The following is a 13,215-nucleotide window of genomic DNA, read 5'->3' as shown; positions in this document are numbered from 1 at the left end:
AGTTTAAATTAACCTGTAAGCAAATAAAAAAAGGAGGAAAAACAAATTGACTAGAGTTAGAGTGCGTCAACACGTCAATCCGCTAAGTAATAAGTATCAACAATCAATATCAATACCACATTGGAGTCAAATATATTCTAATCTATCCCAGCCCTTTCATCTCGATTTAGGTTGTGCAAGGGGGCGTTTTTTATTACAAATGGCGCAAAAAAATCCCCATAAAAATTATTTAGGTATAGAAATAAGAGAAGCATTAGTCACAGAAGCAAATCAAATTAAAGATGAATATAATCTAACTAATCTTTACTATTTATCTGGAAATATTAATTATTTTTTAAGAGAATTATTAACATCTTTACCTCTTAATATGATAGAGTTAGTAACGATACAATTTCCTGATCCTTGGTTTAAGAAAAAACATCAAAAAAGAAGAGTTGTACAATCAGAAATAGTAGAAATTTTAGCTCAATTTTTAAGTAAAAAAGGACAAATATTTTTACAATCAGATATTCAAGAAGTAGCTGAAGAAATGTGCGAAAAGTTTTTAGAAAATTCTCATTTTAAACCTTTAACACCAGAAATATGGTTAACAGAAAACCCTTTAGAAGTAATGACAGAAAGAGAAATCGCTACTTTAAATAAGGAAGAAAAAGTTTATCGCACAATTTTAATTCTTAATCAATCATAATTTTATTAACTGACTTACCCAATTATTCACTCCTAATGGTTTGAATAGGTATCAGGTTTAATGAAAATGATTGAAGTAAAAAGTCATTGAGATTTAAAACTTTAGCAAAAATCAATGAATTTCGTAGTGAGATGTTATCAATTAACTTCTTCAACAAATGTGAAGAAATTGGCACAATGTTATATAGTTTAACATAAAAAATGTATCAAGAAAAAAAATAGTAAATTTCTTTATTTTTAAATTGCTACATTCGACACCCGACATCTATTAATTTTATATTATATTTTGCGTAACATTAGTTATTTAAAAGGGGAGAAGATTAATCATCCCCTATACTCACTAAATAGATAATCCTAATTTGACTCCAAGAATAGCATGGATAACCATAATAACTAAAGCTAAACTACCTAAATAAGCGTGAGTAGTGCGTAAACTGTCTTTATTCCCGATAAAGCCTGTAGCAGAAATTAAGCCATTTAAACCTAATAAACCGATAACCGTTGAACCTGTCCAAAAATGATAACTTTCAAATATCGGTTGATCTTGCATAATTAAGGATAGCACACCGCCACTATAACCTAGTGTAATAAATAAAAATAAAAGTGGTGCTAATTTGCGATGATCTAATTTATTGGTTTCTTTTACTTCTTTTTCCTCAGAAATACGACTACGCCAACCAGTGATAGCGACAAAACTACCCATTCCAAAGATAACAATACCCATGAAAAAAGGATGCCCCCAATGAGTAATTAGTTCAGGTGTATTAAATCCTGAGAATGTGTCGGCTACGGGTTGTAAAATTTCCCTAATGGTTTCTTTCATAATTCTTAATTTTTCTTAATAAAACTTAATTTCTTTATTTAGTATATAGCAATCTTATTTGAGTCGTAAGAAAATGATAAGTTAATTTCCCCCAAAATTGGGAGGCGAAATTCTCAAAAAGGATTGAGGAATGGTATATATAGCTTGACATTGATTTATTTCCTGAAAAAATTTGATGATAAACAGTGAAAATGTTAGATATTTTTCCTTAATTTTAAATTTCTTGTTTAACTAAATAACCACTGCTTGATAAACAATCTAATATATTTATTTCGGCGGATTTTTGACTACATTGAGAAAGATTTGTAACGGTATAAGTTTTATTTTTAATAGTTTGAAAACAGTTTAAAATTCTAGGAGAAATACTAAATTTTGTCTGACAAAAACTAACACTATTGACATCAAGAAAATAGCTATTATTGATAATGTTGTGACAGTCATTTTTGGTGCTAGAATTAGTAAAAGCATTGCAGATATTTTCAGCTTTATCAAAGGCTATCTTATTCTCATATTCATAAGCTAATTGATTTTTATTAACTATTTTTCCACTATTTCTTAAACAATCATAAATTTGATATTCATGGGTACTATTTCCACAATTTAATAATTCTAAATTTGTATAACTTTTATCTTTAATACTATCAAAACAAATAATAGTGTGAGTAGAAATAAAAAATTTATCTTCACAAAGAAAAACCGCATTAAAATCAAAATATGCACTTTGGTTAACTATATTATTACATTTCTTTCTTAAATCAGATATAGTGTATGCCTGACAAATATTATTAGCTGTATTTAAACCTAATTTGATAAAATAATTATTCAATTGATTAAAGTTATTTATTCTGTTATTTTGAGCTAGAATAAAAGTTGAATTGACATTGATAAAAATGAAAGAAAATAAGAAAGCTAATGGTTTTAATAACATTGTAAAATAAAAGAGAAAAGACAACAAAAATTATCAGTTATTTTCATCAGTAATAAATGTGTCTAAGTTAATTTTTTGCAACGCTTGAAAAATATTCTCTGATTTAACAGGTTTACTAAGATAATCATTCATTCCAGCTTTTAAACAGTTTTCTCTATCTCCTGACAAAGCAGAAGCCGTCATGGCAATAATCCAAGGTTGCTGAATTTTTTTGCCTAAATTTCTAATTTGTTTAGTGGCATTTATTCCATCTAAAACTGGCATTTGCATATCCATAAATATCACATCATAGGATTTTTGTTGGACAAATTCTACTCCTTCTAAACCATTATTTGCGATGTCTATATCTTGATAACCTAATTTATTTAACATTAAACAAGCAATTTTTTGATTAAGTTTAGTATCTTCTACTAATAAAATTTTTATGTTTAAAGAGTTAGATTTTTTTCCTTGAGATTCGATGATGATAGTATTATTATCTGATTCTAAATTAGAAGATTTAATTAATAATTGTTGAATATTTTTATATAATTCAAATTGCTTAATTGGTTTAGTTATTACTGTAGCTAAAGGAGTTGTTTTTGCTAAATTTTCTTTAGTTGCTAAATTGAAAGGTGTTAACCAAATTAAAAGAATATTTGGAGTATTTTTACGGATAAATTCAGCTAATTCTAAACTGTTTATTTGCTTTAAAGGATAATCAACTATTATCACTGTCATTATGGGTAATTTAGTTAAACAAAGATTATGACTAGAAATAATTTCTACCTTTAAACCTAAACTTGATGCTTGTAAAGTAAGCATTTCTTTTATGGCAGAAGAATCGGAAATAATTAACGCTTTTTTATCTATTAAACAACTTTTTACTAGTAAATCAGGTAAGTTAGCTTTTATGGGATAAATACTTTCTGCTTGAATAGTAACTTCAAATATTGAACCTTTATTTATTTCACTTTGTACTGTTATCGTACCTCCCATTAACTCCGCTAGTTTTTTACTGATAACTAATCCTAAACCAGTGCCGCCGTATTTACGAGTAATGGAATTATCTACTTGAGAAAATGATTGAAATAAAACATTAAGACGATTTTTAGGGATACCGATACCAGAATCTTGTACACTTATTTTTATCTGATTGACGATAACTTCAAGCCTGACAATAACTTCCCCTATATCAGTAAATTTGATAGCATTACTTACTAAATTTAAGATAATTTGTCTTAAACGATTTGCATCCCCTTTAAATAAATAATTTGTGGTAGGATCTGCTATATAAATTAGATTTAGATGTTTATTTTCGGCTTGTAATGCCATTAAACTAATTACCGATTCTATACATTCATGGATATTAAAAATCTCTGACTCTAATTCCACTTTATTTGATTCAATTTTTGATAAGTCTAAAATATCATTAATAATTGTCAGTAAAGTATTACTACTTTGATTGATGATTTCGACAAAATTCCTTTGTTCTGAGTTAAGATTAGTATCTAGTAATAACTCCGTTATGCTCATAACACCACATATTGGAGTTCGTATTTCATGACTCATGGATGCTAGAAAATCTGTTTTGGCTAAGTTAGCTACTTTGGCTTGTTTTTCTGCTTTAGATAATGCTTTATTTTGTTTAGCTAATTGTTGTATTTGTTCTTGTTCTTTTTGTAATAATTGTGCTTGACTAATGGCAATTCCTAATTGATTAGCAATACTTTCTAATAAACTTATTTCTACCGATGTCCACTTTCTAAAGCGATCGCATTGTTGTAAACTAATAATACCATTGGCTTTATTTTTATAAGAAGTGCGCACACATAACATGGATTTAAGCTCAATTTGTTGACAGAAAGAAATCATTTCCTTTAAGATAGGATCTTCAAAAACATTATCACTGATAACGACTTGATCACTAGACATAATTAGATCAAAATGAGGGTTATTCTTTGATAAATCTACCTCAATACCTAACATGGGAATAAAATCTCCTTCAATGGCTTCGGCTACCATTTGAAAAGGAGGAAAATTAAATTCATCATAGAGAGAAATATGGCAACGATTAACATTAAAAGTATTGAGGAGAATGTTAACGGCGGTTTCAAATAATTGATTAAAATCTAAAGTCTGACGAATTTCTTGAGTTATTTTTTTGAGTAAGATTTCTTGTTGAAATTTTTGTTCAATCAAAGTCTGAGATTTTTCTTTTTCTAATTCATAACCTATCCATTGACTGATTAACTTAATTTTCTCTTTCACGATACTAGAAATTTCTACATCATTTTCATCCAGTGAGAAAAAACATAAAGTACCATAAGTTACATGATTTACTTCTATTCTTGCACCAAGATAAGACTCTATCTTAAGATTGAGATGCGCAGGATGAAGGCAATAGTTTGATTTACTAATATTATTAATAGCAAAAGGTTCTTTATTTTGATAAGCTATAAAACAAAAAGTGTCTTCTAAATTTAAGGATATTTCTTGATTAAATTGCTTTCGATATTTACCGGTAGTTTGCCATTCTATGATATGGCAATATTTATCCTCTATTTTGGTTAACATTCCCACATCAAAATTAAAGGTTTTTCTTCCTAAAGCAAAAATTCCTTGTAACTTTTGTTTAAAATTAATTTTCCTAGATGAACAAATTTTATATAAACTTCTAATAAAACTTTCTTGCTGCTTAAAAGCTAATTGACTATTTTTTAATTTTTTTTCTGATTCTTGGCGACGTTTTTCACTGCGATAGGAATCAATAATATTGCTACAAACGGAAACAAAAGGTTGTAAATATTCTACTAATTCCTCACTATAACCACCTTCTCGATTCGCAATTCCTACCATACCTAATAATTCCCCTTGAGAATGAAAAGGTAAACCTAAAAAAGAATATAACGGCGGATGTCCATTGGGGAGTCCTCCACTGCGAGGATCTGTGGTAGGATTATGGGAGATAACAGGTTTTTCTGTATTAATTACTGCACCAAAGAGATTTTTTAGGTTATGAAATTCCATGCCTCTTTCTTTCGTTGCTTCATATAAACGGATAGTTTCTTCATCCCAAGCTATATTTGTAATGGCATGAACTTTTATATAAGGTTTGCCTTGGGTTTTCATATAACCTTCATCTAATTCAACTATGCCTTGAGGATTATATTTCACTTCGCTAATAAAACCATATTGACTACCTGTTAATGTTAATAAATTATCAAGAAGATTATCAAATAAAAGCTCTTTATCTACATGAGCGATAAACTGAGATTGTGCATTTTCGATAAGACTCAATAAATCATGACTGCGACTTAAATCTTTTTCCATCATTTTTCTTTCACTAATATCTCGACAATGACAAATTACCGTCTCTTCATCGATAATCTTCAGGGAAATTTCTTGCCAAAATTCTACACCATTTTTTCTTAAGGCTAATGTTTCTCCTCGCCAAAATCCTTTTTCCCATAACACTGGCAAGGCTTCTTCTTCTAATCTTTTTATTTCTTTTTTATTATACAGCGATCGCCAAGATTGTCCTAATAATTCTTTTTCAGTGTAACCGAATAAATCTAAATGGGCTTGATTGAGATAAATATATTTTTCCTGTTTTAAAATAGCAATGCCATCAGCAAAACCCTCAATAATTTTTCCTTGACATTTATCTAAAATCTTGTCAGAAGGAGAGAGTTTTTGTTGATTATCTTGAGGGAAAGATGAAAAAGGGTTTAACTTTTTGTTATCAAACTCATTAATAGACATTTAATTACTTTGGGTTAACTTTAAACACTCTCAATATTTTTTTGTATCAAACACGACTAAAATCTAGGTGTGTAATCAAAAATTTAATTATATTCTAATGTAAAAATTCAATTTTCAGTGTGATTTAAAAACATTGAGAAAAAGAATTAGAAATTAATTACTCATTACTCATTACTCATTACTCATTACTACTCCTAACTCCTCTGTTTTTTAATTTAGCTTTTAATTCTCCTTTGATGCGATTTAAAATAGATGTTTCATCTAAGGAATTAATAATGTTTTCCACCACTGCTAAAGGGCCTTTTTCACCCCAAGATGCACCATTAATAAGATAAACTTTTGTAACTTGACCGATGGCATAAGTAGATACCCCTGCTAATGCGCCTTGAGTAATGGCAACGGAAATATAAGGAGCAACACTTAAACCACCAGTAACAGGAGTCGCCAAACCTAATAAGCCTTTTAAGGAGCTTAAACCAAAGGTTACTATAATATCACTAGCAGTAATACCTCCTAAACTGAAGGCAATTTTTTGTAAGAGTTTTACGGCACTTTGCTGAGTCATAGAGATACCATAAACGTGAGAGAGGGTTAAAATCATCGCTACATCAATAATTGCCCCAGTAAACAAATCTAACGCCGTTACGGGATTTAAGGCAATGGCTGTCGCTTTCGTCATGACTGTTTCTTGGATGATTTTTTCAGCTTCTTTTTCTCTCCAAGTAATTTTTTGTTGTACTAATTTTTCGTTAATTTCTCCCGTAAATAACATGGTATTTAAAGCGACTAAAGATTTTCCTTCTTGATGAAGAATCTCTAAAATCTTGAGTTGTAAATCCTGAATTTGAGGTTTTCCCCGTTGACGAATAATTTTGTTATCTTTTAACTTCATCGCTACTAAAGGAGAAGCCGCCACCATGACTATTTCATCGGCGGATAATAATTCCCTTACCCTAACATCTCTAATGGTAGAATAAATTTCTTGACGATCAACATCAGGATATTGATCAATTTTATTAAAAACTAATAACATGGGTTTACCCACTTCCCTTAACTGACATAAAGCCTGATACTCAACCCTTGTAATATCTCCGGCAATAACAAACAAAATCAAATCAACTTGAGTAGCTATTTGATGGGCTAATTTTTCTCTTGTTTCTCCATCAATTTCGTCAATACCCGGAGTATCAATTAATTGAATTTGCACATTTTCCACCGCTTTAACCAATCTTTGCACTTTTTGCTCGGTATCACCGATATTTTCTCGACTTAGATGCCAATTAGTTTGATCTGTTTCACGAGTTACACCATGTAAAGGTCCTGTCACAAAAATTTCTTGTCCAATTAAAGCATTTAAAACACTAGATTTTCCTCTGCCAACCATGCCAAAAGCGGCAATTTGAATGATGGAATCTTCTAATTTTTGCAACATTTGTGTTAAATGAGCAATATCTTTTTCTAAACCTTGTTTTTCTTCTTCTTTTAGATCAAGATTAAGTAATAAATTTTGTAGAGATTCTTGCGCTTGTTTATAGTTAATTTCTCCTTGTAAATTGGCAAAATCGAGGATAGTATTTTCCCAGTCTTCTTCCTGCCATTGCCATTGTGTCATAATTTATCCAAAGTAAATAACTTTCGTTTTACATTTATTAGCTATCAGATATTAGGTTTTATCCGTAGGAGATTCTGAAGAATGAGACTGTGTATTAGATGTCTTTTCTAACCAAGATTTTGCCCAATGGGTAGGGATGGGAGTTTGTGCTGGTTTTAAGCCGTTTAAAACTTCAGGTAAGCTAAGGGATTCTAAGGGTTTTGCTTCTCTAAGTTTATGCCACACAGAACGAGACATTAATAAATTTTGATCAACTCTTTGTGCGCCTAATTTTTCCAAATATTCTTCTCTTTCAGGTTGATAGTCGGAGGAAGAAACTCCCAGAGATTGTGAAGGAAAGGTTTTAATTAGGGTTGCCATTTGACTTAATAATTTAGGATAAAGCCATGTATAAGCAGGATGTACTGTTAAAATTGCTTCATGGGGTTTACTGCCATCTTTAGATAAAGCTAGTTTAAAATATCCTATAGCCGCTTTTCTTTGAGGTTCAAATACATACGCACTAATTTCTTCTATGTGATTTAACCATTCGTAAATTTTTTCACTGAGAAAACTCCACAAATTCGTTTTGAAATCATCGAGATGGCGATCGAATATTTGTCGTAGCATAGGTGGCATAGAAACACAATCTAACTGATAAAGTAATTTGGCATCAGCATTACTAACAGGCAATAAATTTGGTAAATTAGGTTCTTGTTGTGCTAGTTTTTCTAATATTTCAGGTTGACAATGCCAATAGGTAATTTGTGCGAGAGGTTGAAAACCATTTTCTCGATATAATCCGAGGGTGTTTTTTTCGTTAATATTAACCTCTAGTATCCATGTTCTAGCTTCCCAAATTTTTTCAAAACAATGTCGTAATAGTTGTGAGCCAATACTACGATTACCGATAAGTAAATGACTAATAGAAGTGTTGTAATTAATTAAAACTTGCTCAACTTTCCATGTGCTTCGAGTATTATTAAAGGGTGCAACTTGTATAAAACCTAAAATTTGCTCATCTTTTTGGGCTACATATAGATAAAAATCATTGGTAAAACTGAAGGGAAATAATTTGGATAGTTGTAGTAATCCGTAAAAACTTTGATATTGCTCGATTTTTTTGAGTAAAATTTCCTGACGAGAATTATATTCAACAGATAAACGTTGTTGTAATAAAGAGGCGATGGCATTTAAGTCTCGATATTGTATTCCACGAATTTTAAGGGAGGATTTGGGTAAAGTTGAGGTATTCATCATATTTATTAAAGGTATCAGGTTTTAAAAAAGACTTTTAAATATTGCTTAGGGCTTCATGGTGAGAGGATAATGACTAATGAAAGAAAATTATTAAGTAGAAAAAGGATAAATTATTATTTTCATTTTAGCTTAACTGAGAAATTGTTAACCTCAGTTGTATGTTTTCCTCAGAGTAATGATTAACTAATGATTATTTACTCAGAGAATATCAAGATTTTTTTCAGACAAGATAGTGAAAATAATAGTTAAGAAAATTAATTCATTTCACCATCACAAAATATGAAATTCAATCACTTAAAAAGTCTAAAGGTTTCTACTATTCCCTTAATTATTGTTGCAGGTAGTTATGCCATGACAACTAATTTATTTTTATCGGTAAAACCAGTTCAAGCAGATATATCTGTAATGGTAGCTCAAAATCCCATCAAAACAGGAAAATTTATCACCGTTAAACAAGAAAAACAAACGACAGGAGAAGTAAAAATTATCACAGAAAATGGCAAACGCTATTTAGAATTAAGTTCAAATTTTAGCACAGCGAAAGGTCCTGATGTACAAGTAATCTTACACAGAAACGGTCAAATTGGAGTTAATCCGAAACAAAATGAATATTTTAATGTAGCAATGTTAAAAAGTTTTCAAGGTGGACAACGTTATCTTATTCCAGATCATGTCAATATTAATGAGTTTAAATCTGTAGGCATTTGGTGTCGTGAATTTAACGTAACTTTTGCCTTTGCTACTCTTTAATTTTCAATCAATTTCCATTATTTATTAGGAAAGTAGAAAGATTCTCATTTCTTTTTATTTTCCTGATTTTTTTTGCATTAGAAAACTTTGCTGAAAATATAGACAAATATTGATTTTCAAATATTTTACCTAACACCTCCTCATAACTCATACTTTTTGAGCAAAACCGATTATTTTTTTCTCTAATTTCTCTTTTTTAATTCCTCAGTTGTTGCTTGATGAGATAAAATTCTTCATAAAACTTAATAAATGTTTGTAAAATATGAAGAATAAATTTAATTTTACCAATATTGGTAGTTTTCATGTTAAAAAAGTGCAATGCTAGAGGAGGCAAAACCCTTGTTTAAAGAGATTTTAAGAGAAAAAGAAGGTTATTTTTTAATCAGTCATATTATTGCGATGATATTCGGTTTAGCAGGTTTATTGTTAGTTTTACCTCATCCTGAATTTATTGCGAGTTTACCAGAAATTGGACAAAGTGCGTTTCGTTGGTCCATGATGGGGGGCGGTGTGGTATATATGATCTTAGGATGGGCAACAGTAGCAATTTATGCTTATCGTCAATTAGGGACATTTCACTGGTTAACTTTCATGATTCCAGCCTTAGGAATTTCTCTAGGTAGCGAATTATTAGGTACAAGTACTGGTTTTCCCTTCGGTTCATATCATTATCTTTCGGGTTTAGGATATAAAATATCTGGTTTAGTACCTTTTACCATTCCTTTATCTTGGTTTTACCTCGGTTTTAGTAGTTATCTGATTACTAGAGTAGGTTTAAATAGGTTAGTAATTAATTCTTGGTTAAAAGATTTAGGCGCTATCGTCTTTGGTGCATTATTATTAACATCATGGGATTTTGTATTAGATCCAGCCATGAGCCAAACAAATGTACCATTTTGGCTATGGGATCAACCTGGAGAATTTTTTGGAATGCCTTATCAAAATTTTGTCGGTTGGTTTGGTACAGGAGTAGTATTTATGACCGTAGCAACGATATTTTGGCGTATAAAACCCCTTGATTTTGAGAAAGTTTCTTTAACTATTCCAGCAGGAGTTTATATCGGTAATTTTGGATTTGCGATGATTATGAGTATTGGCGCTGGTTTTTATATCCCTATTTTTCTGGGAATTTTATTAGGAATTGTACCTTTAACCGTATTTTTATGGTTAGCCAATCAACCTGATGATTCACAGAATAACACCGCAACGGAAGCCTTAGCTTCTGTATCACAACTATAACTTCTAAAATATTTAACTCGGTTTTTGATACTAAAACGTCATTAATCGAGTTATATAAAAAGTAAAAATCAAACCACCGTAAGATAGAAACAAATACATTTTTAAGGGAAAATATAAATTAAACTTATTTTGTCTTTTTAACCCTTAATATTGTGGAAACGGCAAAATTCCATCATCAAAATCAATGTTAAATATTCAGGAAAAAAAAACCTTAATTCTTATAGCCGATGACGAATCTATTAGTAGAAAATCTCTGACTTTAATGCTCAGAAGTGACAAATACGAGATTATAGGAGTAGAAAATGGTGAAGAATGTTTAACCGCTTATAAAAAATTGCACCCGGATATAGTACTTTTAGATGGCTTAATGCCCGTGATGGATGGTTTTGACTGTTGTAGAGAATTAAAAAAGTTACCTGAATCTCAAGATACAATAATATTGATGATTACAGGTTTAGATGATAGAATTTCTGTGAATAAGGCTTATGAAGTTGGCGCTACAGATTTTTTTACTAAACCCATTAATCCTGCGGTATTACGTCGTCGAATTAATTATTTACTAGAGGCAAAAAAAGCAGAAAAAGCCTTACGAGAAAGTGAGGAAAAATATCGAACTTTAGTGGAGAATCTTAGAGAGGTAATTTTTTATACAGACATAACAGGAAAATTAACATTTTTAAACCCCGCATGGAAAGAGTTAACAGGTTTATCTCCTGAAGAGAGTATAGGACATAATTTTACTGAATACATTTATCCTGATGATATACCCGTTTATGAAAAAAGTTTTCAAGAAAATAAGTGTCTTAAATATTATTCCCAAGTTAGGTATCTCAAAAATAATGGCGATATTGGTTGGATGGAAATTTTTACTTCTTTAATTTGGAAAGATGGCAAAATAAAAGGAATTTCAGGTACTTTAAATGATATTACTGAACGTAAAAGAATAGAACAATATCAAAATATTGAACGGGATGTTATTAAAATATTAGGACAATCCGAGGGGGTAGATCAAGGGGTTAACGGAGTTTTAGAGGTAATTGGTAAAAATTTGGCTTGGGAATTAGGAGAATATTGGAGTTATGATTTAGGAACAAACTTAACTGATTTTCATGCTTCATGGTATCAAAACTGTCCAGAATCAGAAAAATTCCACAATCAAAGACGAAAAACTGTTAATACCATTGAGTGGGAAAATTGGCAGTTTAAAACTTCAGGAGATTACTTAGATAAAAATAAATTGCTTTCTTCTAAAGTCAAAAGTAAAATAGAGTTAAAACAGGTGTTTTCTTTTCCTATTAATCATGGAGACGAACATTTAGGAGTAATGTGTTTCTTTTCCCGTCAAAACCAGCAAAATGATGGGACTTTGTTAGAAAATATTGCTACTATGGGGAATCAAATTGGACAATTTATTAAACGCAAACAAGCGGAAGAAGAGTTAAAACAAAGAAATTTATTATTACAATCGGAATTAAATATTGCTTCAGAGTATATTCTCTCATTATTACCCTCCCCTGATGAACAAGAGTTAATTGTAGAACAAAAATTCATTCCTTCGGCAAAATTAGGGGGTGATATTTTTGATTATTATTGGTTAGATGAGGAAAATGTAGTTATTTATTTACTAGATGTAGCAGGACATGGTATTCATTCGGCTTTATTATCCGTATCTATTTTAAATTTAGTACGCAACAATTCTTTATACAATACAGATCCTTATCAACCTTGGACTATTCTGACAGAATTAAATCGACTCTTTCAAATGGATAATGATAGAGTTAACTATTTTACTATTTGGTATGGCGTTTATAATAAAGATACTCGTGAATTAGTTTATGCTTCAGCAGGACATCCTCCCGCAATTTTAATTTCTCCTTTAAGTAATGGTTGGCAATGTCACAAGTTATCTACTCCTAATATGCCGATTGGAATGATTGAGGATATAGATTTTAGTCAAAATGTTTATGAAGTTCAAGCAGATAGTATTTTATATATATTTAGTGATGGTATTTATGAAATTGTCGAAGAAAATGGAGAAATTTGGGGTTTAAATAATTTTACTGATTTACTTTTACAAGTTAATAAAAATCAGGAATCTAATTTACAAAATATCATTGATCATGTTCATAGTATCAATAAATCTAGTAATTTTGATGATGATTTATCTATTCTTAAAATTACTCTCCATTAAAA

At 30.3% G+C, this 13,215-nt stretch carries 9 protein-coding genes; 4 read left to right on the top strand and 5 right to left on the bottom strand.

The window, feature by feature from the left end:
• The first annotated feature begins 46 nt into the window (after positions 1-46).
• Entirely contained in the window at positions 47-688 is a 642-nt protein-coding gene (trmB, locus tag ACEW8E_RS04090; RefSeq protein ID WP_373479068.1) for a tRNA (guanosine(46)-N7)-methyltransferase TrmB, read from the top strand.
• Between the two features lie 339 nt (positions 689-1,027).
• Here the strand turns inward: trmB and ACEW8E_RS04085 are convergent, their stop codons facing one another.
• The 5 genes from ACEW8E_RS04085 to ACEW8E_RS04065 all read right to left on the bottom strand — a co-directional run bounded on the left by ACEW8E_RS04085 (position 1,028) and on the right by ACEW8E_RS04065 (position 9,033).
• On the bottom strand, positions 1,028-1,510 hold the full coding sequence (locus ACEW8E_RS04085) for a DUF4079 domain-containing protein (RefSeq protein WP_373479067.1): 483 nt from the start codon (positions 1,508-1,510) through the stop codon (positions 1,028-1,030).
• 214 nt (positions 1,511-1,724) lie between these two features.
• Positions 1,725-2,438, bottom strand: coding sequence for a hypothetical protein (locus tag ACEW8E_RS04080; protein WP_373479066.1), 714 nt, complete (start codon positions 2,436-2,438; stop codon positions 1,725-1,727).
• A gap of 33 nt (positions 2,439-2,471) precedes the next feature.
• Positions 2,472-6,182 carry a response regulator gene (locus tag ACEW8E_RS04075; RefSeq protein ID WP_373479065.1) on the bottom strand — a complete coding sequence of 1,237 codons (3,711 nt, stop codon included), beginning with the start codon at positions 6,180-6,182 and terminating at the stop codon, positions 2,472-2,474.
• Between the two features lie 178 nt (positions 6,183-6,360).
• Positions 6,361-7,794, bottom strand: coding sequence for a GTP-binding protein (locus ACEW8E_RS04070; protein ID WP_373479064.1), 1,434 nt, complete (start codon positions 7,792-7,794; stop codon positions 6,361-6,363).
• A 51-nt stretch (positions 7,795-7,845) separates the two neighbouring features.
• Positions 7,846-9,033 carry a GNAT family N-acetyltransferase gene (locus tag ACEW8E_RS04065; RefSeq protein WP_373479063.1) on the bottom strand — a complete coding sequence of 396 codons (1,188 nt, stop codon included), beginning with the start codon at positions 9,031-9,033 and terminating at the stop codon, positions 7,846-7,848.
• Between the two features lie 279 nt (positions 9,034-9,312).
• Between ACEW8E_RS04065 and ACEW8E_RS04060 the strand changes: the two genes are divergently transcribed.
• From ACEW8E_RS04060 to ACEW8E_RS04050, 3 genes are all read left to right on the top strand, one after another.
• Positions 9,313-9,783, top strand: a complete 471-nt coding sequence (locus ACEW8E_RS04060; protein WP_373479062.1) for a DM13 domain-containing protein — start codon at positions 9,313-9,315, stop codon at positions 9,781-9,783.
• Between the two features lie 318 nt (positions 9,784-10,101).
• Entirely contained in the window at positions 10,102-11,022 is a 921-nt protein-coding gene (cruF, locus tag ACEW8E_RS04055; protein ID WP_373479061.1) for a gamma-carotene 1'-hydroxylase CruF, read from the top strand.
• A 184-nt stretch (positions 11,023-11,206) separates the two neighbouring features.
• A complete protein-coding gene (locus ACEW8E_RS04050; RefSeq protein WP_373479060.1) occupies positions 11,207-13,213 on the top strand; it encodes a SpoIIE family protein phosphatase in 2,007 nt (668 codons plus the stop codon).
• Positions 13,214-13,215 lie beyond the last annotated feature (2 nt).

Origin of the sequence: Geminocystis sp., assembly GCF_041753295.1 — a bacterium.
Lineage (GTDB): Bacteria > Cyanobacteriota > Cyanobacteriia > Cyanobacteriales > Cyanobacteriaceae > Geminocystis.
Note: the sequence above shows the minus strand (reverse complement) of the source record. Positions and strands in the feature narration are given on the sequence as shown.

Bases quoted from the DNA above. Each gene is read 5' to 3' on its own strand.
- ACEW8E_RS04080 (WP_373479066.1), bottom strand. From the start codon at position 2,438: ATGTTATTAAAACCATTAGCTTTCTTATTTTCTTTCATTTTTATCAAT.
- ACEW8E_RS04050 (WP_373479060.1), top strand. From the start codon at position 11,207: ATGTTAAATATTCAGGAAAAAAAAACCTTAATTCTTATAGCCGATGAC.
- ACEW8E_RS04075 (WP_373479065.1), bottom strand. From the start codon at position 6,182: ATGTCTATTAATGAGTTTGATAACAAAAAGTTAAACCCTTTTTCATCT.
- ACEW8E_RS04085 (WP_373479067.1), bottom strand. From the start codon at position 1,510: ATGAAAGAAACCATTAGGGAAATTTTACAACCCGTAGCCGACACATTC.
- ACEW8E_RS04060 (WP_373479062.1), top strand. From the start codon at position 9,313: ATGAAATTCAATCACTTAAAAAGTCTAAAGGTTTCTACTATTCCCTTA.
- ACEW8E_RS04070 (WP_373479064.1), bottom strand. From the start codon at position 7,794: ATGACACAATGGCAATGGCAGGAAGAAGACTGGGAAAATACTATCCTC.
- ACEW8E_RS04065 (WP_373479063.1), bottom strand. From the start codon at position 9,033: ATGATGAATACCTCAACTTTACCCAAATCCTCCCTTAAAATTCGTGGA.
- cruF (WP_373479061.1), top strand. From the start codon at position 10,102: ATGCTAGAGGAGGCAAAACCCTTGTTTAAAGAGATTTTAAGAGAAAAA.